The following is a 21,038-nucleotide window of genomic DNA, read 5'->3' on the forward strand; positions in this document are numbered from 1 at the left end:
AATGAGGTGACATAAGTTTGTTATATGAAATTAAAAATATCGTAACTTTATTATTTACGGTATACAATTACATGATCATTGCATACATTTTATTGTCGTGGTTTCCCAATGCAAGAAGCAGTTCGATCGGTCAATTTCTAGGGAAAATTGTAGAGCCTTATCTTTCCATTTTCCGTAGATTTATTCCGCCAATCGGAGGAATGCTTGATATCTCGCCAATCGTGGCTTTTATCGCATTACGCTTCATTCAATCTGGTGTAATGTTCATCATCGACTCAATTGCTTGATAAAATTAAAGGTGAGTGCATATGAAGGACGGATTTTATAGTCATTTCCATCCTGAAGAGAAGCCATTTGTTGATCGCACACATGAATGGATAGAACGGTCCGCTGAGCTACATGAGCTTAGACGGACCGATTTTTTAGATCCAAGACAACAATTTATTGTGACAACGATAGCTAATCGGATAGGATCAGTTAATATTAAATTCGATGGTGGCTACGAGGCTGCTGAACGCAAACGTGCGATTATTGTCCCTGACTACCGAGATGCGGAATATGAAGATTCAGATTTGAAAGTGCTTCAAGTCACTAGTCAAAGCGACAAGTTTCATGAATTAGATCATGGTGATTTCCTTGGCGCTTTAATTGGGTTAGGAATTAAGCGAGATCGAGTAGGAGATATACATCAGCATGATGATTTCTGTCATATCGTTGTTACTTCAGAAATGGCACAATTTCTTGATATTGGGTTTAGGCAAGTACATCGCCTAAATGTTTTGACTGATATCATTTCGATTGATCAACTACAACCTGTCGTGGCTAAGTTCGAAGATTTAAGTTTTACTGTTGCGTCGTTAAGATTAGATGGCATTGCTAGTGATGCTTACCGAGTAAGTAGAACTAAAATCGCTGATCCAATTAAGGCGGGGCGATGCCGGGTGAATTGGAAAACAGAAGAAGATCCTTCTAAGCAATTGAAAGAAGGAGATGTAGTTTCTATTAAAGGTTTGGGTAGGTTTAAAGTTTCTGAAGTCGACGGTATTACTAAAAAAGGTAGAATTCGTGTAAAAATCAGTAAATTTATTTAGAGATTTTGCAGGAAATTGCTTATCGTTGTCGAATATGGATTCATATCATAGTTAGACAGTTTGGTTTGATTAGAATGACCATAGGAGGTGCTCCAATGCCATTGACACCATTGGACATACATAATAAAGAGTTTTCACGTAGACTTCGTGGCTATGACGAGGATGAAGTAAATGAATTCTTGGACTTAGTTATTAAAGATTATGAAGCACTTATCCGTGAAAATAAAGAAATGCAAAATCAAATGCTTACATTACAAGAGCGTTTGAATCATTTCTCTAATATTGAGGATACGCTGAGCAAAACTATTATTGTGGCACAAGAAGCGGCAGACGAAGTTCGAAGTAATGCAAAGAAAGAAGCTCAATTGATCGTGAAAGAAGCCGAGAAAAATGCTGATCGAATCGTTAATGAGTCTTTGAACAAATCTCGTAAAGTTTCACTTGAAGTGGATGAATTGAAAAAACAAGCGTCTATCTATCGCGCGAGGTTCCGTACTCTTGTTGAAGCTCAATTAGAGTTGTTAGCAGAAGAATCATGGGATACGCTTAGATCGGATCGCCCTGAAGCTGTTGTTCACGAATAAAGTTAGCTAGAATTGAACATACTTAGGTAATGTTAATATATCTAAGTATGTTTAGTTCAAAGTCCTGAAGCATATTTCAATTGACATTATGCTTTTAATCAGCTATAAATATTGTTATAATCATTGATATTTGTAATTCGATGACGAGAACACGTTCATGTATGTATTGCTTCAGAGAGCCGATGCTTGGTGAAATTCGGTGCATAGACATAGATGAAATATCATCTCCGAGAAGCTATCCTGAACCTTATCTAAGGAAAAGTACTAAGGGTAGACGGTTTTTCCTCCGATATAAGGAATACGAATCAAGTATTCGTACCAAAGTGTCGTTCTGATCATTTATGCTTATGCATGATTATTTCAGAGCGGAACAAGGGTGGTAACGCGACTAACCTCGTCCCTTTCCATAGGGATGAGGTTTATTTTTGTTTTTTGAGAATGAGAGGGGCTGTTAAAGTATGCAACGCGTAGACGTTAAAGAACGCGCACGTACTCGTGAGTTACGTGTATTAGCACAATGGCAAGAACAAGATACTTTTAAGAAATCAATTGAAAATCGTGAAGGAAAACCGAATTTCGTATTTTATGAAGGTCCTCCAACAGCGAATGGTAAGCCGCACATCGGTCATGTTCTTGGTCGAGTAATTAAAGACTTTATTTGCCGCTATCGTACGATGTCTGGCTACCGTGTTATTCGTAAAGCAGGCTGGGATACACATGGTCTTCCTGTAGAACTTGGAGTTGAAAAACAACTAGGTATTTCAGGGAAACAAGAGATCGAAGCATACGGCGTTGAGAAATTTATTACGAAATGTAAAGACAGCGTATTTGAATATGAGAAACAATGGCGTGAATTAACAGAAGCGATTGGTTACTGGACAGATATGGATAACCCATACATTACACTTGATAACAAATATATTGAGAGTGTATGGCATATTCTTTCTAAAATTCATGAGAAAGGGCTACTGTATCGTGGACATCGTGTAAGTCCTTATTGCCCTTGTTGTCAAACGACATTAAGCTCTCATGAAGTTGCACAAGGATATGAAGATGTGAAGGACTTGAGCGCTACTGCTAAGTTCAAACTGACGGACAGTGTCGAATATATTCTTGCTTGGACAACAACACCTTGGACATTGCCTGCGAATGTAGCATTAGCAGTTAATCCAGAGCTTGATTATGTTCGAGTAGCTAAAGATGGCGAAGTATATATCGTTGCTGCCAACCTTGTTGAGTCAGTTATGAAAGAAGACTTCGAAGTGCTTAGTACGTTGAAAGGTAGCGAACTAGTAGGTCGTAGTTACTTACCTCCGTTCAACTACGTATCAATTGAAAAAGGTCATGTTGTTATTCCAGGTGACTTTGTAAGTGATTCTAGTGGTACTGGTATCGTTCATATCGCACCTGCTCATGGTGAAGATGACTACCGTGTTGCTCGTGCTAATGGTATTAGTATGTTAGCTGTAGTGAACAATGCTGGTCGTTACATCGACGAGGTTACTGACCTTGCTGGTCGATTCGTGAAAGATTGCGATGTAGATATCGTGAAAATGCTAAGTGAAAAAGGACTATTATTTTCTAAAGAACGTTATGAACATAGCTATCCGTTCTGCTGGCGTTGTAAGTCACCACTTCTGTACTATGCTACGGAAAGCTGGTTTATCGAGACAACGGCTGTAAAAGATCAATTGATTGCAAACAATGCTGGAGTAGAATGGTATCCAGGCCATCTTCGTGAAGGTCGCTTTGGTAAGTTCCTTGAGGATTTAGTGGATTGGAATATTAGCCGTAATCGTTATTGGGGTACACCGTTAAACGTATGGATTTGTGAAGAGACTGGCAAGCAGTATGCGCCAAGTAGCATAGCTGATCTACGCGCGCGTGCTGTAGACTTCGTACCAGAAGATATCGAGTTACACAAACCATATGTAGATGGAATCTTACTGAAGAGTCCGTTTGCTGAAGGTGCGGTCATGAAACGTACGTCTGAAGTTATTGATGTATGGTTCGATAGCGGTTCTATGCCATTTGCGCAGCAACATTATCCATTTGGCGACAATGCTAAATTCGAAGATCAATATCCTGCTGATATTATTTGTGAAGGAATTGACCAAACTCGCGGATGGTTCTATAGCTTATTAGCAGTTTCTACACTGTTCAATGGTAAAGCACCATATAAAGCAGTTCTTTCTACAGGTCATATTCTTGATGAAAACGGACAAAAAATGTCCAAATCGAAAGGGAATGTAATTGATCCTTGGGAAATTATCGAAGAGTTCGGTACTGATGCATTCCGTTGGGCATTACTTTCGGACAGCGCACCTTGGAACAGTAAACGTTTCTCAAAAGGTATCGTAGCTGAAGCGAAATCTAAAGTTATTGATACAATTGTGAATACTCATGCATTCTACGCGTTATATGCTTCAATCGATGGATTTAATCATGAAGAACATACAACAGTAGCTACTAACAATAAATTAGATCGTTGGGTTATTTCTCGTCTGAATACATTAATTCAAACGGTATCGAAAGGTCTTGAAGTAAATGATTTCTTGAATCCTGCGAAATCAATTGAAGTATTTGTTGATGAATTAAGCAACTGGTATATCCGTCGTTCGCGTGATCGTTTCTGGGGAAGTGGTCTTACTGACGATAAAGTAGCTGCGTATCAAACTTTACGCCATGTACTGCTTACATTATCTCAATTGATCGCACCTTATACTCCGTTGATAGCTGATGATGTATACAATAATCTTGGTGGTGGAGAAAGTGTTCATCTTGGCGATTATCCAGTAGCAGATGAAAGTTTAATCGATAAAGAGCTTGAACGCGACATGGAAAGCTCGAAAGTAATTGTAGAGCTTGCACGTAATGTTCGTAATGAGACTGGAATTAAAACTCGTCAACCACTTTCAGAGCTAATCGTTTCTCTAGATCGTGAATTTGAAGTTACTTCATATGAAGACATTATTAAAGAAGAGATCAATGTAAAATCGATTGTTGTCCAAAATTCTGACAGTGGCTTTGTTGATTTCAGCTTGAAGTTAAATCTGAAAGTAGCGGGTCGCAAGTTTGGTAAACAAGTTTCTCCAATTCAAAATTCACTTAAAGAAATGTCTGCTGAAGAAACGCGTGCAATCGTTAATAGTGGTAACTATACATTTACGACCGATGAAGGTGAGACGTTAGAAGTTACACTTGATGAATTGCTTGTTGAGAAAAAAGCAAAATCAGGATTCGCTTCTGCATCAGGCAATGGTGTGACTGTGGCACTTAATACAGATATTACGGAAGAGCTTGAACAAGAGGGTTGGGTCCGTGAAGTTATTCGCGCCGTACAGGATACACGTAAGAAACTAGACCTTCCAATTGAAAAACGTATCGATCTTGTATTGCATGTTGATAATGAATTGCAATCTGCTTTGCAAAAATTTGATCAGTTGCTGCAAGATAACCTTCTTGTCCAATCTGTTTCATTTGCTGAAAAAGTGGGTATGGAAACAGTACAACTTGGTGAAAAATCGATAGGCATTTTCATTAACGAATAAGGATATATTAATAAAGGCCCGCTTGCCTAGGTGGCGAGCGGGCTTATTTTATTAAAAGTTCAAAATTTTGAATTGAAATTAACTAAACGGTAAGGAGGAGTAACAATGACGAAACCCGATGATGATGAGCTATCTAAGTTAAAGAAATCTCTTGATGCAATAGAGGAACGGCTAGTCAAAGTTACGAATGACCTTGAACGTACACAAATAGCTGATTACGTAACCCTAATGAATCGTCCCTTTAAATTATTGTGGCGTAATTTTATGGGGGGAATCGCTAGAGGTGTAGGCTCAGCCGTTGGATTAGCTTTCTTTGCTACCTTTGTTGTTTGGATATTGCAAGCACTAGGTGCACTTAACTTGCCGATTATCGGTGATTATATTGCTGATATTGTAAGAATTGTACAGAAGCAAATAGAATAAATGAACAGATTACAATAATTCCAAATCTTCATCGCCTTCATGAGCCTTCATATACTCTTGATATGCAGCGTTACGCACAATATGAACATGTGACCCAGTTATATCTGTAGCTATAAAACTTTCTAATGGCTCTACATAACCGTGAAGCTCCTCATTGATTTCAGCTGCGAATTCCGTATCAAGCATTTGTGAGTTCTGAGCCAAATTACTATTTCCATAGTCCCACAAAGCTTGACTCATGTCTTCACCATCAAATCCGGTGTAGTCTTCGTCGTCAAAGTTGAGTTGGGTGAATGATAGTGGTTCGTACTCGTATTGAGGTGCTACAACTTGATTGACATTAGCATGATTCTGACAATATAACGTCTCAGGTATAGCCTCTAATCTTTCGATATCTATCGCAGTTTGACAGGTCACACAACGTCCGTATTTTCCTGTTTCAATTCGATTCAACGCATCATCGATTTGTGTAAGTTGACGTAATTGTCCTTGAGCAATAGCATGATCACGTTCTTGTTCGTATAATTCAGTTGCTTGATCTGCTGGATGGTTGTCGTACATCGATAATTCAGCATCTATATTGCTCTGACTACTTATTGGAGATGTTTCAGCGTAAGTTTGTTGCTGCTGAATAATACTGTTTTTATCTTCAAGTAGTATTGAACGGAAATGTTGCAGTTGTTGCGATGTAAGGGTTGATTTCACGTATTGCACCACCATTTCGTTTATGGAATGGTTATATTGTTTGCTCATTGTGTACATTTCAGTACGAGCAATCTTTGGGATTAGAGATCATAAACTCCATCTTGAAGAAGAAATGTAAAACTAGATTGTAAAAGTTGGATGTGCTACACTTATTTCGGACAGTTCATGAAAAGTTTTAGTACATGCTTTCGAAGTAACTTTTCAATTGTATGAAATGAATGCCAGTGAAGAACATGAAAAGTTTGCTTATGCTTTCGAAGTAATTTTTCATCACAATGAAGTAAAAATCAGTGAAGTAAATGAAAAGTTTTGGGAGTGGGAGAATGCGATTTTATTATTATGTTATTGCAGTAGTTGTATTAATTTTGGATTTTTTCTCTAAAAAGTGGATTGTTAATAACATGAAAGAATATGATCAGTTTAGTGTGATTGGTGATTTCTTTCTAATCACTTCTCATCGAAATCGTGGTGCAGCTTTCGGAATACTGCAAGATCAACGTGTATTTTTTATAATAATTACTATTGTAATTGTTGGTGCAATTATTTGGTATGCACAATCCGTTCGTAAAAGCGGAAGCGTACTATTGTTATCGGGATTAGGACTAGTACTTGGTGGAGCAGTTGGTAACTTTATCGATCGTGCACGTTTTGGAGAAGTTGTTGACTTCTTCAAATTTAATTTTGGTAGTTATACATTTCCAATTTTTAATGTTGCAGATTCTGCAATAGTCGTAGGGGTAATTCTTATCATGCTTGATACACTTCTAAGTATGAAAGAAGAGAAGAAAGGCAAGGTAGCCGTAGAAAATGAGTAACATTACAGAACAACAAGAGAATTACGAGTTTATCGCTAATGATGAGTCTCAAGGAATACGTATCGATAAGTTTGTAACAGATTCGATTGATAATGCAGCAATATCACGTACTCAAGTGCAAGAGTGGATAAAAACAGCTCATGTACAAGTGAACGGAACTGTTATTAAAAGTAATTATAAAGTTCAGGAAAACGATACTATAACTGTACAAGTACCAGAAACACAAGCTTTAGAAATTATTGCTGAGAATATACCCTTAGAAGTTATTTATGAGGACAGTGATGTCATTGTCATTAATAAGCCACGTGGTATGGTTGTACACCCTGCACCTGGTCACCCTAAAGGTACTTTAGTCAATGCGCTGATGCACCATTGCAAAGATCTGTCTGGTATTAATGGAGTATTGCGTCCTGGTATTGTTCATCGTATTGACCGTGATACGACAGGATTATTAATGGTTGCCAAAAATGATTTGGCGCATGTCTCTCTTGCGGAGCAATTGAAGGAACATTCAGTAACAAGACGCTATACTGCACTTGTTCATGGTAATATGCCTCATGATTCAGGATCCATTGATGCACCAATTGGAAGAGATAGCAACGACCGCAAACTATATACGGTTACGGATGTTAATGCGAAGGATGCTATTACACACTTCACAGTTGTTGAACGAATTGGTGGAGATTACACGATCGTTGAGTTACAACTAGAAACTGGTCGAACTCATCAGATTCGTGTTCATATGAAGTATATTGGTTATCCATTAGCTGGTGATCCTGTCTATGGACGTAATAAAACTATTCCGTTAAAGGGACAAGCACTTCATGCTGGTATTCTTGGTTTCACGCATCCTCGCACAGGCGAACGATTACAGTTTGAAGTACCATTACCGGATGATTTTAATGAGATACTAATAAATTTAAGATCCCGTTAGATCGAAAATTATAAGACTGCAGATAAACTAGAAGTAGTTCTAGTTTATCTGCAGTCTTTTTTTGGATTATAAAATCTTCGATATAATTAAAAACTGCAATATGTACAAACAATTGATTACATTCTGCATTATGTTTTAGTTTAATTTACGATATCCTTATACATAAGGAAAAGATATGTAAAGGATCGGTGATAGAGTATGACAACAATGAATCAGCATTTTCTAGAACTTCAAGGTAGTTATTTATTTTCGGAGGTAGCAAAACGCAGAACGAAATATATGGAACAAAATCCGCAAGCAGATGTTATTAGTCTAGGGATTGGTGACGTTACAAGAGGACTTCCGCAAGCAGTTATTAAAGCGATGCATGCTGCTGTTGATGATATGGTTAATGTAGAAACATTTAAAGGATATGGTCCTGAACAAGGATATTCCTTCTTAATTAATGAAATCATAGCGAATGATTACAAAGCTCGCGGAGTTGAACTTAATACAGATGAAGTGTTTTTAAGTGATGGCTCGAAATGTGATGTTGGTAATATTCAAGAAATTTTCAGTACTGATAGCATAGTAGCTGTTCAAGATCCTGTATATCCTGTTTATGTCGATACGAATGTAATGGCTGGACGTGCAGGTACATTTATTACCAATATCGGTCGTTATGAGAAAATTGTCTATCTTGATTGTTCGGCTAAAAATGATTTTAAACCAAGCCTTCCTACAGAAAAGGTTGACTTAATTTACTTATGCTATCCTAATAACCCTACGGGTATGACGTTAACGAAGGAAGAACTGAAAGTATGGGTAGATTATGCAATCGAGAACGACTGTATTATTTTGTTCGACTCTGCTTATGAGGCTTTTATTACAGAAGATAATGTTCCTCATAGTATTTATGAGATCGAAGGAGCTAAAAAAGTTGCGATTGAATTCCGTAGCTTTTCTAAAACAGCTGGATTTACTGGTATCCGTTGTGCGTATACTGTTGTACCAAAAGAAATTCAAGGTCGCGACGTAAATGGCAATGCAGTTAGTGTTAATGAACTATGGAATAGACGCCATACGACGAAATTCAATGGGGTATCCTACGTAACGCAAAAAGGTGCAGAGGCGATTTATTCGACAGAAGGCAAAGCGCAAATAAGAGAACTAGTGGATTATTATATGACGAACGCTGCAATGATTCGTGAAGGTCTACGTGAAGCTGGCTTTTCCGTATTTGGCGGAGTGAATGCTCCATACATTTGGTTGAAAACACCTGAAGGTTACAATTCATGGAGTTTCTTCGATTACTTATTGAGTGAAGCTAATATTGTGGGAACACCTGGCGTTGGATTTGGTCAATGCGGGGAAGGTTACTTCCGTTTAACTGCTTTTGGTAGTCGAGAGAACACAGAGCGTGCGATCGCACGTATTAAACAGCTTAGTTTATAGTAAATATCTAATTGGACTGACACATATTGATTTACTTTATAAGGAGCTAATCTAAGTTTTTATATCATTAACTTAATGCTCACACTCTAGCAGACGCTGCATACCTCAATGGTTTCAAATCGACTGATCGCATAGTTGATTTGAAATGAGGGATCAGATGTCTGTTTTTTATAATGATTAATATACTCAGCTTAAAATTGGTGTTTTTTGCGGATAATGAACGAAACATCCATTCCATTTTTAAGGAGAATTTTTTAATTATTATAATGAGAATTGATTATAATTTGGATGATGTAACTTGCACCGTTTCCCTTGACATATCGTGTCGAACATGGGATAATTATTTCGATACAGATGTACCTTTAATTCAGCCCCGTGAGGCTGGCAAGGTAACGTGAAGTAAGGCCAATAGGTGAATTGTGTCCAACATACGCTCCTTGTTGAAGGAAGCACTATTTGGTACAGGCAACCTATCGAACCATACAGCTTTCACAACTCCTTGCGGACTGACGCAAGGAGTTTTTTTGTTACTTTGCGACAATTCGGTATTGATGATGGACATATTAATGAAAAGTGGGGTGAGATGCTCGTGTCAGAAGGAGAACGTCTTGTAATCATGGATGAAACCGCAATTAGACGTGCATTAATTAGAATTGCGCATGAAATTGTAGAGAAGAACAAAGGTATTGAAGATTGCATTATCGTAGGTATTCGGACTAGAGGCGTGTATCTTGCCAATCGAGTAGCAGCGAGAATATCGGAAATTGAGGGCACAAAGGTTACAGTTAGAGAACTTGATATTACGAAGTATCGTGATGATCGAAGTGAAATAGCTGATGTGATGGTTGAACTTGCCAATATGCCTGGTGATACAGAACTAGATTCTAAATTGGTAAAGAACAAAAAAGTCATTCTGTTCGATGATGTTCTATATACAGGACGAACGATCAGAGCTGCTATGGATGCTATTATGGACCTAGGTAGACCACAAAATGTACAGCTAGCTGTACTTGTAGATCGTGGTCATCGCGAGCTGCCGATTCGACCAGATTTCATCGGTAAAAATGTTCCCACATCAAAACAAGAAGAGATACAAGTTCAATTTACTGAAATTGATAGTATTGATCAGGTTACGATTATTCACTAGGGAGGCCATTTTATGACGATTACTCAAACTCAATCAAGAAGTTTACTTGGTTTGAAGGATCTTAGTCAAAATGAGATTCAATCCATTCTTGACAGAGCTGCCTTCTGGGAACAACATGCCAATAAAACACATAACTTACTTAACGGAAAATTTGTTGCAAACATGTTCTTTGAGAACAGTACGCGTACTAGAACTTCATTTGAAGTTGCTGAGAAACGATTAGGTGCAGAAGTTATAAACTTCAGTGCTGCGGCATCAAGTGTTGAAAAAGGTGAATCTATCTACGATACAGTTAGAACTTTAGAATCAATGGGAATTGATGCGGGTATTATTCGGTTAAAACCTATTGGCTTGCTAGCTGAAATGGCACCTAAAATTAAAGTTCCTCTAATTAACGCAGGTGATGGTAACAACGAACATCCAACTCAAGCTTTGCTTGATCTATATACAATGCAAAAACATTTCGGTACGTTAAAAGGTTTGAATGTAGCGATTATCGGTGACATTCTGCATAGCCGAGTGGCAAGAAGTAATCTATATGCACTTCGTCAATTTGGCGCGAATGTGATGTTCTGTGCTCCTGACGATATGCAAGCCAAAGATCTTGATGTGCAATATGTAAGTATGGAAAAAGCAATAAAAGCAGATGTAGTTATGATGTTAAGGGTTCAGCTTGAGCGTCATTCATCTGGAATATTGAAATCAGCAGATACTTATCGTGAAAGTTATGGTCTTACTGTAGCTCGAGCAAGCCAAATGGCAAACCATGCGATTATTATGCACCCTGCGCCTGTCAATAGAGATGTAGAGATTGACAGTGAACTTGTAGAAGCTGCAAATTCGAAAATATTCCCGCAAATGGCTAATGGGGTTCCGATTCGAATGGCGGTTATCGAGCGTGCACTTGTATAGATAAAAATTTGTAAAGCTTCCGATGTACTTTTCATATACGAGAAGAAATATCGTGGGGTTAACGAAAAGTTGTAATGCTTTCGAAGTAACTTTTCGTTTACAGGAAGTTGTTCAAGATGCAACAGAAAAGTTTTTAGGAGGATGAAAATGTCTTTATGGATTTTGAACGGTAAAGTATGGAATGAGTCTAGCGCTAATTTAGAAGGTAAGCATATACAAGTAGTAGATGGTAAGATTTCAGCGATTGTTGATGCAAATGAAACGGTTAATATAGAAGGTGCAGAAGTAGTTGATGCACAAGGTAAATTAGTATCTCCAGGTTTTATCGATATGCATGTGCATCTACGTGATCCCGGCTTTACTCATAAAGAAGATATTATTACTGGTTCTCGTTCAGCTGCAAAAGGCGGGTTCACTACTATCGCTTGTATGCCTAATACAAGACCAGTTACAGATACTGCTGAAACGGTTAGATACATTATCGATAAATCCGAAGAAGCGCAATTAGTTAAAGTGTTGCCATATGCCTCTATTACGAAAAATGAGCTTGGTCGTGAACTTACTGACTTTGCTTCATTAAAAGAAGCTGGAGCTATCGGTTTTACTGATGATGGCGTAGGCGTTCAAAACGCTCAAATGATGAAAGACGCAATGGCACTTGCAAAATCTCTTGATATGCCAGTTATTGCACACTGCGAAGATGATTCATTAGTTGTAGGTGCTTGGGCATCTGAAGGTGAGTTTTCACGCAAACATGGACTTAAAGGGATTCCTAATGAATCTGAAGCGATCCATGTAGGTAGAGATGTTTTACTTGCAGAAGCTACCGGCGTACATTATCATGTTTGTCATGTAAGTACAGAACAATCAGTTCGATTGATCCGCCTTGCGAAACAAGTTGGTATTAAAGTAACTGCTGAAGTTTGTCCCCATCACTTAATCTTATCTGATGAGAACATTCCTGGACTTGATGATGCAAATTGGAAAATGAATCCTCCACTTCGTACACCACGTGATGTAGCAGCTGTTCTTGAAGGGTTAGAGGATGGTACTATAGATATAATCGTTACGGATCATGCGCCTCATAGCGCTGAGGAAAAAGCAAAAGGTGTTGACCTTGCACCATTTGGTATCGTTGGTTTAGAAACAGCTTTCCCATTACTTTATACACACTTTGTAGAGACGGGCCGCTGGACACTTGGCTTCCTCTTGAAACGTATGACTCAAGATCCAGCTAGAGTGTTCCGCCTTGAAGAAGGTAGCCTTGAAGTTGGTAAACCTGCGGATATTACAATCGTAGATATTGAGAATGAACAAGCGGTTGATCCTAGTACATTCTTATCTAAGAGCAACAACACACCATTTGGTGGTTGGAAACTTAAAGGATGGCCTGTAGCAACAATCGTAAATGGTAACATTGTCTGGACTGAATAGAAAGAACAACTTTTGAGGAGTGAAACGGATGCAAGCAAGACTATTGTTAGAAGACGGAACTATGTTTAAGGGATTATCATTCGGTGCTGAAACTCAAACGATCGGTGAGGTCGTATTCAATACAGGTATGACAGGATATCAAGAACTTCTTTCTGATCCATCTTACTGTGGACAAATTGTAACGATGACTTATCCACTAATCGGTAACTACGGTATTACTCGCGATGACTTTGAGGCTATTCGTCCTAATATTTATGGCCTAGCTGTTCGTCGTTATGAACCAATTCCAAGTAACTGGCGTGCACAATATTCATTAGGTGATTTACTTAAAGAATATGAGATCCCTGGTATTTCTGATATCGATACTCGTATGCTGACTCGTAAAATTCGTCAATTCGGATCTATGAGAGGTCTTATTACGACTGGTAATGAGCATGTTGAAGAACTTCTAGAACGTTTGAAAGCTACTCCAACTCTTCATGATCAAGTTGCAAGAACATCTACGGATTATGTGTACACGAATCCAGGTAGCAAAGAACGTATTGTTCTAATTGACTGTGGTTCTAAGAGTGGAATTATTCGTGAACTTTCCAAACGTAATTGCGACATCGTAGTCGTTCCACATGACACAACTGCTGATGATATTCGTCGCCTTGCACCAGATGGCATTCAATTGTCTAATGGTCCTGGGGATCCGAAAGATAATCTTCATGTTGCAGAAACAATTAAACAACTACTTGGTGAATTCCCAATCTTCGGAATTTGTCTTGGTCATCAACTATTTGCTCTTGCATGTGGTGCTGATACAGATAAATTGAAATTTGGTCACCGTGGTGGTAACCATCCAGTTAAAGAATTAGAAACAAACCGTTGCTATATTACATCACAAAACCACGGTTATGCAGTTACAGATGAGTCTATCAAAGGTACTGATCTAATCGTGACACATATCAATAATAATGATAAAACAATCGAAGGCTTGAAACATAAAACGTTCCCTGCATTCTCTGTACAGTATCACCCAGAGGCAGCTCCTGGACCAGAAGACTCTAGCTATCTATTCGACCAATTTATTGAAATGATTCGCAAACATAAGATAGAAAATCCGCAAAAACCTCGTCAAGCTGTATTGTCGGAAATGTTGAGAGGAGAATTACAAAATGCCTAAAAATAATAAACTTAAAAAAATCCTTGTAATTGGCTCAGGTCCTATCGTCATCGGACAAGCGGCGGAATTTGACTATGCTGGTACTCAAGCATGTCAAGCTTTGAAAGAAGAAGGTTATGAAGTCGTTCTAATCAACAGTAACCCAGCAACAATTATGACAGATACAAATATGGCTGATAAAGTTTACATCGAGCCGATTACACTTGACTTTGTATCTCAAATTATTCGTCAAGAACGTCCAGATGGTTTGCTTCCAACACTTGGTGGTCAAACGGGTCTAAACATGGCAGTTGAACTTGCTCGTGCTGGCGTACTTGAGCAAGAAAATGTTCAGTTACTAGGTACTCAACTTACTGCAATTGAAAAAGCAGAAGATCGCGATTTGTTCCGTGATCTTATGCGTGAACTTGATCAACCGGTTCCAGATAGTGATATCGTAACTACAGTTGAAGATGCTGTAGCGTTCGCTAACACAATTGGCTACCCGATCATCGTTCGTCCTGCTTACACACTAGGTGGTACAGGCGGCGGTATCTGTGCAGACGAAGAAGAACTTCGCGAAACAGTAGCTTCAGGTATTCGTTATTCTCCAATCAACCAATGTCTAATTGAGAAATCAATTGCTGGTATGAAAGAAGTAGAGTACGAAGTAATGCGTGATGCTAACGATAACTGTATCGTTGTATGTAATATGGAAAACTTTGATCCAGTTGGTGTTCATACTGGTGACTCTATCGTAGTTGCTCCTTCTCAAACATTGTCTGATCGTGAATATCAAATGCTTCGTTCCGCATCATTGAAAATCATTCGCGCTTTGAACATTGAAGGTGGCTGTAACGTACAGTTCGCTCTTGATCCGTTCAGTTTCCAATACTATGTAATCGAAGTTAACCCACGTGTATCTCGTTCATCTGCTCTTGCTTCCAAAGCAACTGGGTATCCAATTGCAAAAATGGCAGCTAAAATTGCAATCGGTTATACACTTGATGAGATCGTTAACCCAGTTACCGGTCAAACATATGCTTGCTTCGAGCCAGCACTTGACTATATTGTATCGAAAATTCCTCGTTGGCCATTTGATAAATTCGTTGATGCGAACCGTAAACTAGGTACGCAAATGAAAGCAACTGGTGAAGTTATGGCGATTGGTCGTACATTCGAAGAATCTATTCATAAAGCAGTTCGTTCATTAGAAATTGGTGCACATCGTATTCATTTGAAAGAATCTACTGAGCTTTCTGAGGATGTACTTCGTACACGTCTAATGAAACCTGATGATGAGCGTATGTTCCTAGTTGCTGAAGCATTCCGTCGTGGTTATGCTCTTCAAGAAATTCAAGATCTAACGAAAATCGACTGGTGGTTCCTTGATAAGATCGAAGGTATCGTGAAATTTGAAGATATCATTCGTTCAACAGCTGAGCTAACTGACGAGTTATTATATGAAGCAAAACGTAAAGGTTTCTCTGACCGTTCAATCGCTGAACTTCGTCAAGAAGGATTCCCTGGTGCTGCTTTCACGAATGAAAATGATATTCGTGTACATCGTAAGTCTCAAGGTATGGTTCCAGTTTACAAAATGGTTGATACTTGTGCGGCTGAATTTGAAGCAGTTACACCTTATTACTACTCCACTTATGAAGTAGAGAATGAAGTAACTGATACAACGAAAGAAAAAATCCTTGTACTTGGTTCTGGTCCAATCCGTATCGGTCAAGGTATTGAGTTCGACTACTCCACTGTTCATGCTGTATGGGCAATTCAAAATGCAGGTTATGAAGCAGTTATTATTAATAACAACCCTGAAACAGTGTCAACTGACTTCAGCACATCTGATCGTCTATACTTTGAACCTTTGTTCTTCGAGGACGTAATGAACGTAATCGAGCAAGAGCAACCAATTGGTGTAATCGTTCAGTTCGGTGGTCAAACAGCAATTAACCTTGCTTCTCCACTTTCTAAAGCTGGCGTTAAAATTCTTGGTTCTAGTCTTGAAAGTATCGATGAAGCGGAAGATCGCAAGAAGTTTGAAGCTCTTCTTCGTAGCTTAGACATCGCTCAACCAGAAGGTAAAACAGTAACAACGGTTGATGAAGCAGTAGCTACAGCTCAAGTTATCGGTTATCCAGTTCTTGTACGTCCATCTTATGTACTTGGTGGTCGCGCAATGGAAATTGTATACTCTGATGAAGATTTGTTGAGCTACATGAAAGTAGCTGTTAAGATTAATCCTGAGCATCCGGTATTGATTGACCGTTACATGCTTGGTAAAGAAGCAGAAGTTGATGCGATTTGTGATGGCGAAACAGTGCTTATCCCAGGTATTATGGAGCATGTTGAGCGCGCAGGGGTTCACTCAGGTGACTCGATTGCCGTATATCCACCACAATCACTTTCTGACGATATTAAGCAACAAATCGTAGACATTACAATTAAAATTTCAAAAGCACTTAAAGTTATCGGACTTGTAAATATTCAGTTTGTTATTCACGAAGAGAAAGTATATGTGATCGAGGTTAACCCACGTTCTTCTCGTACAGTACCATTCTTAAGTAAAGTAACGAATATTCCGATGGCAAATCTTGCAACTCGTGCAATCTTGAATGAGAGCCTTGCTGAGCTTGGTTATGTAGATGGCTTGTGGCCAGAAGATGATCATGTATCGGTTAAAGTTCCAGTATTCTCGTTCGCAAAACTTCGCCGCGTTGACCCTACACTGACTCCTGAGATGAAATCTACAGGTGAAGTAATGGGACGTGACGTACAATTTGCAAAAGCATTGTACAAAGGACTTATTGGTGCAGGTATGAAGATTCCTAACTCTGGTACAATTCTTGTAACAGTAGCGGATAAAGATAAGCAAGAAACAGTTGAATTAATGCGTGGTTTTGCTAACGTAGGTTACAAATTAATGGCAACTGGCGGTACTGCAGATGCACTTGAAGCAGCGGGCTTATATGTAGAACGTGTTAATAAACTAAGTGAAAACACGCCAAATATTCTTGACCATATCCGCGAAGGACATGCTCAATTCGTAGTAAATACACTTACGAAGGGCAAAACTCCAGAACGTGATGGCTTCCGAATTCGTCGTGAAGCAGTTGAGAATGGAGTAGTTTGTATGACATCACTTGATACAGTAAGAGCATTGCTAACTATGATGCAAACAATTAACTTCTCATCTCGCGCTATGCCAGTTTTGCAACAGAAATAAGAGCTAACCTATAGCATGTAAACAGTCGCTACAACTTTCTTATAAGAAAGTTGTAGCGATAAATTCATCTAGTAATAAACAAGAAGTTTAGATTATGCTTTCGATGCAATTTTTCGTTGCGCGAAAAATTTTAGATCATGCTTTCGAAGTAACTTTTTGTTACTAAGAAGTATGTTCAAGTAGAAAACAAAAAGTTTAGATTATGCTTTCGATGCAATTTTTCGTTGCACGAAAAATTTTAGGAGGCAAGGTATGTCACTTACAAAAGCAGAAGCGGCTTCGAAAATAATGGTTGCTCTTGATTATCCAAGTGCAACTGCTGCGGAGCAGTTAATTCAGCAATTGAACGGAATTCCTTGCTACATGAAAGTGGGCATGCAGCTATACTACGCTGCAGGCCCCACTTTTGTAGAAGGGCTTAAAAATCGTGGTTTCCGCGTGTTTTTAGATTTGAAAATGCATGACATTCCTAACACCGTGAAAGGTGGAGCAGCGAGTATTACTGCATTAGGTGTTGATATGTTCAACGTTCATGCTGCAGGTGGTCGAGCTATGATGGAGGCTGCTCTCGAAGGAGTGCAACAAGCAAGCTCTAGTAATCAACGTCCTACCGTAATTGCAGTTACACAATTGACTAGTACTAGTCAGGCGGTTATGAATGACGAGATTGGCATTGCGGGTACTGTTGAAGATGCAGTGCTTTCATACGCTAAGCTAACACAATTGGCAGGATTAGATGGAGTAGTTGCCTCACCGTCAGAAGTTATTGCGATTAAAAATGCATGTGGACAAGCTTTCCAAACGATTACACCAGGTATTCGCCCGTTAGGAGCAGCATTGAATGATCAATCGCGTATCATGACACCAAGTGAGGCTCTTCGTCAAGGTACAGACTATATGGTCATTGGTCGCCCTATTACAGCCGCAAATGATCCGCGTTCAGCAATTGAATCTATTATTGAGGAGTTAATCTCATATGAGTAAAGTATCATTGGAACAACTTGCAAAAGATATTGCAACATCATTACTAGAAATTAAAGCAGTAGCGCTTCGCCCAAATGAGCCATTCACATGGACTTCTGGCATCAAATCACCTATTTATTGCGATAATCGTCTTACAATGACTTATCCGGAAATTCGTGAAAAAGTAGCAGATGGATTTGTAACTTTGATCAAGGAATTGTATCCTGATGCCGAAGTGATTGCAGGTACTTCTACCGCTGGTATTCCACATGCTGCTTGGGTAGCTCAGAAAATGAATTTACCAATGGCTTATATTCGTGATAAAGCTAAAGGACATGGTAAGCAAAATCAAATCGAGGGTCGTGTCCTTCCAGGTCAAAAAGTTGTTGTAATCGAAGATTTGATTTCTACGGGTGGTAGTTCTTTGAAGGCTGCACTTGCAGTTCGTGAAGCTGGAGCAGAGCCGCTTGCAGTATTGGCTATCTTCACTTATCAGTTCCAATCTGCTATCGATGCTTTTGCAGAAGCTGGTATTCCACTACAAACGATTTCAAATTATACTGCATTAATTGAGCAAGCTGTTGCCGCTGGCGAAATTGCTCAAGATGATGTAGCAGCACTTCAATCATGGAGAGCTAATCCGCAAGCATACGGTAACTAGAATTTAGTTATTATGTCTGCAACAAGGACAATATTACTAGACATTATCGTTTCAGCATCAATGAAATGATGATGTCTTTTTTTCAGTTACTATAAGAGGAAGTGGGGCATTTACTATACGTGCATCTATGAATCCTTACTAGTAAATTAATTTTGTGAGAAAATTTTTAGAAAATAATAAAAAAGTTGTAACCTTTTCCAACTCTAAAACGTCTCTAATGTAGAATAAGTGTGAGGAGTGTCATGAGATTATATGAATGAACAGTTACATATTCAAGAAAATGATGTCGAGTCTAGTCACACTCCACTATTAGAAGTGCGAGAAATGGAGCGAATCTTTCAAGTAGGCGGTAAGGAGCTCCATGTGCTAAAAGGACTTAATATGACAGTTGAACGTCAACAACTTGTTATGTTAAAAGGCAGATCTGGCTCAGGGAAAACAACCCTTTTGAACAGTCTTGGTGGGTTAGATACTCCAAGTAGAGGGAGTATTTATTTCAATGGAAAACCGTTCGATACGTTGAGTGATAAGGCCAGGACATTAATTCGTCGTAATGAAATGGGCTTTATTTTTCAGGCGTTTGCACTAATGCCATTATTATCTGCGTATGAGAATGTAGAACTTTCTTTAAGGATGGCGAATCGTCCTAAGAAAGAATGGAAAGAACGCGTTGAAGAATGCTTAACACTGGTTGGACTTGAAAGACGTATGCATCACCGTCCTTACGAATTATCAGGTGGTGAACAACAACGTGTTGCTATAGCTAAATCTATTGCACATCGTCCGATTCTATTACTAGCAGATGAGCCTACTGCTGAACTAGATACTGCGATGTCAGCACAGGTAATGGCGTTATTTCAAAGTATTATTAAGTATGAACAAATTTCGATATGTATGACGACACATGATCCTACAATTTTGGAGGTTGCAGACCATGTTTATGAAATGGTGGATGGCAAATTTATCTCGTAAAGCAAGTATATCAATGGTTATTCTAGCACTATTATTAAGTGGTTGTAGTCTATTACCTAATGAAAAAGAAGAGGAAGTTATACCTGATATTATTCCTCCGAAAATCTCGCAAAAGCCAGAGTATACTGTGGCTACAAAAACATTAGAATCGGCAGTGACGCTAATTGGAAAAATTATCTCATTAGAAGAAGAAACAATGTATTTCACTAAAGGTGATCTCAATGTAAAAGATGTATATGTAAAGTCAGGTGATACCGTTACTGCTGGACAACTGATTGCAGAACTTGATGTAAGTGAACTGCAAAAAACTCTACGCCTTGAAAGGTTAGCTTTCCAACGCGATGAACTGGCGATGAAGGAGTTACTTCGTACAAGAGATGAGATGGATCAAGCTGATTATGAATCTCAACGCATTGCATTTGAAGAAAAAAGACAGAAGCTATCTGATATGGAAGTTGAAATTTCAAAAGGTGCAATTACTGCGCCGTTCTCAGGAACGATTGTTTCGCTTACTGTGAAAAAAGGTGATCTTGTTAAAGCTTATGCTCCAATTGCTATTGTAGCGAATACATCACTACTTGTTCCAGGAGCTAAATTAACAAAAACTGAGCAAGAAAAAGTAGCGATTGGTATGGAAGCAACCGTATCTATCAGTAACGGTGGTTCGATCACAGGGAAAATTAAGCAACTTCCTAACAAATCCACGGAATCATCTTCAGGTGGAGAAGGATCAGGTGGTGCTGCCAGTGGCATTGATCGTATCGAAGATTATATGATTGTACAGATCGATAAGTTGCCAGAAGGCGCAGCTAGAGGTCTTACTGCTTCTATTAAAGTCGTAACTAGTCGTACAAAGGATGCAATTGTAATCCCACCGTCCGCACTAAGAAGTATTGGTAATCGAACTTACGTACAAGTGGTGGACAAGGATGGGAAACGAGAAGTTGACGTGGAAGTCGGACAGCAGACTCCTACTGATGTCGAAATTTTACAAGGCTTAACGCCTGGTCAGAAAGTAGTAGGGAGATAA

General features: G+C 38.9%; 18 protein-coding genes and 1 other annotated feature. Of the genes, 17 read left to right on the forward strand and 1 reads right to left on the reverse strand.

What is annotated here, in order from left to right; all coding sequences use genetic code 11:
• The first annotated feature begins 17 nt into the window (after positions 1 to 17).
• The 5 genes from NV377_RS01680 (at position 18) to NV377_RS01700 (ending at position 5,649) form a co-directional block, all read left to right on the forward strand.
• Entirely contained in the window at positions 18 to 287 is a 270-nt protein-coding gene (locus NV377_RS01680; RefSeq protein WP_258199444.1) for a YggT family protein, read from the forward strand.
• A 21-nt stretch (positions 288 to 308) separates the two neighbouring features.
• Positions 309 to 1,091 carry a YlmH family RNA-binding protein gene (locus NV377_RS01685; protein WP_258199445.1) on the forward strand — a complete coding sequence of 261 codons (783 nt, stop codon included), beginning with the start codon at positions 309 to 311 and terminating at the stop codon, positions 1,089 to 1,091.
• Between the two features lie 95 nt (positions 1,092 to 1,186).
• Positions 1,187 to 1,675, forward strand: coding sequence for a DivIVA domain-containing protein (locus NV377_RS01690; RefSeq protein ID WP_258199446.1), 489 nt, complete (start codon positions 1,187 to 1,189; stop codon positions 1,673 to 1,675).
• Between the two features lie 131 nt (positions 1,676 to 1,806).
• Positions 1,807 to 2,080, forward strand: a binding site (T-box leader).
• Positions 2,081 to 2,133: 53 nt separating this feature from the next.
• A complete protein-coding gene (gene ileS, locus NV377_RS01695) occupies positions 2,134 to 5,226 on the forward strand; it encodes an isoleucine--tRNA ligase (protein WP_258199447.1) in 3,093 nt (1,030 codons plus the stop codon).
• Positions 5,227 to 5,331: 105 nt separating this feature from the next.
• Positions 5,332 to 5,649, forward strand: coding sequence for a DUF5665 domain-containing protein (locus NV377_RS01700; RefSeq protein WP_258199448.1), 318 nt, complete (start codon positions 5,332 to 5,334; stop codon positions 5,647 to 5,649).
• Positions 5,650 to 5,658: 9 nt separating this feature from the next.
• Here NV377_RS01700 and NV377_RS01705 read toward each other — a convergent pair whose 3' ends face one another.
• Positions 5,659 to 6,354, reverse strand: coding sequence for a TraR/DksA C4-type zinc finger protein (locus NV377_RS01705; protein WP_258199449.1), 696 nt, complete (start codon positions 6,352 to 6,354; stop codon positions 5,659 to 5,661).
• Positions 6,355 to 6,677: 323 nt separating this feature from the next.
• Between NV377_RS01705 and lspA the strand changes: the two genes are divergently transcribed.
• The 12 genes from lspA (at position 6,678) to NV377_RS01765 (ending at position 21,038) form a co-directional block, all read left to right on the forward strand.
• Complete coding sequence (gene lspA / locus NV377_RS01710) at positions 6,678 to 7,169, forward strand: signal peptidase II (protein WP_258199450.1); 492 nt, start codon at positions 6,678 to 6,680, stop codon at positions 7,167 to 7,169.
• Positions 7,162 to 8,103: an RluA family pseudouridine synthase gene (locus NV377_RS01715; protein ID WP_258199451.1), complete on the forward strand. Its 942-nt coding sequence runs from the start codon at positions 7,162 to 7,164 to the stop codon at positions 8,101 to 8,103. Before lspA ends, NV377_RS01715 begins: the two co-directional genes overlap by 8 nt.
• Before the next feature lie 198 nt (positions 8,104 to 8,301).
• Complete coding sequence (locus tag NV377_RS01720; protein ID WP_258199452.1) at positions 8,302 to 9,537, forward strand: LL-diaminopimelate aminotransferase; 1,236 nt, start codon at positions 8,302 to 8,304, stop codon at positions 9,535 to 9,537.
• 583 nt (positions 9,538 to 10,120) lie between these two features.
• Positions 10,121 to 10,684, forward strand: coding sequence for a bifunctional pyr operon transcriptional regulator/uracil phosphoribosyltransferase PyrR (gene pyrR, locus NV377_RS01725; protein WP_258200334.1), 564 nt, complete (start codon positions 10,121 to 10,123; stop codon positions 10,682 to 10,684).
• A 12-nt stretch (positions 10,685 to 10,696) separates the two neighbouring features.
• Entirely contained in the window at positions 10,697 to 11,596 is a 900-nt protein-coding gene (locus tag NV377_RS01730) for an aspartate carbamoyltransferase catalytic subunit (protein ID WP_258199453.1), read from the forward strand.
• A gap of 147 nt (positions 11,597 to 11,743) precedes the next feature.
• Positions 11,744 to 13,030 (forward strand): dihydroorotase, encoded by a 1,287-nt coding sequence (gene pyrC / locus NV377_RS01735; protein WP_258199454.1) that lies wholly within the window; start codon positions 11,744 to 11,746, stop codon positions 13,028 to 13,030.
• 28 nt (positions 13,031 to 13,058) lie between these two features.
• Positions 13,059 to 14,198, forward strand: coding sequence for a glutamine-hydrolyzing carbamoyl-phosphate synthase small subunit (gene carA, locus NV377_RS01740; RefSeq protein ID WP_258199455.1), 1,140 nt, complete (start codon positions 13,059 to 13,061; stop codon positions 14,196 to 14,198).
• On the forward strand, positions 14,191 to 17,412 hold the full coding sequence (gene carB, locus NV377_RS01745) for a carbamoyl-phosphate synthase large subunit (RefSeq protein ID WP_258199456.1): 3,222 nt from the start codon (positions 14,191 to 14,193) through the stop codon (positions 17,410 to 17,412). Before carA ends, carB begins: the two co-directional genes overlap by 8 nt.
• Before the next feature lie 252 nt (positions 17,413 to 17,664).
• Complete coding sequence (gene pyrF, locus NV377_RS01750; RefSeq protein WP_258199457.1) at positions 17,665 to 18,396, forward strand: orotidine-5'-phosphate decarboxylase; 732 nt, start codon at positions 17,665 to 17,667, stop codon at positions 18,394 to 18,396.
• A complete protein-coding gene (pyrE, locus tag NV377_RS01755) occupies positions 18,389 to 19,036 on the forward strand; it encodes an orotate phosphoribosyltransferase (protein WP_258199458.1) in 648 nt (215 codons plus the stop codon). Before pyrF ends, pyrE begins: the two co-directional genes overlap by 8 nt.
• A 252-nt stretch (positions 19,037 to 19,288) precedes the next feature.
• Positions 19,289 to 20,008 carry an ABC transporter ATP-binding protein gene (locus NV377_RS01760; protein ID WP_258199459.1) on the forward strand — a complete coding sequence of 240 codons (720 nt, stop codon included), beginning with the start codon at positions 19,289 to 19,291 and terminating at the stop codon, positions 20,006 to 20,008.
• The gene (locus tag NV377_RS01765; RefSeq protein ID WP_258199460.1) at positions 19,971 to 21,038 is read left to right on the forward strand and encodes an efflux RND transporter periplasmic adaptor subunit; all 1,068 of its coding nucleotides are present in this window, start codon (positions 19,971 to 19,973) and stop codon (positions 21,036 to 21,038) included. The genes NV377_RS01760 and NV377_RS01765 overlap by 38 nt, the downstream gene beginning before the upstream one ends.

The organism is Paenibacillus endoradicis (assembly GCF_024721975.1).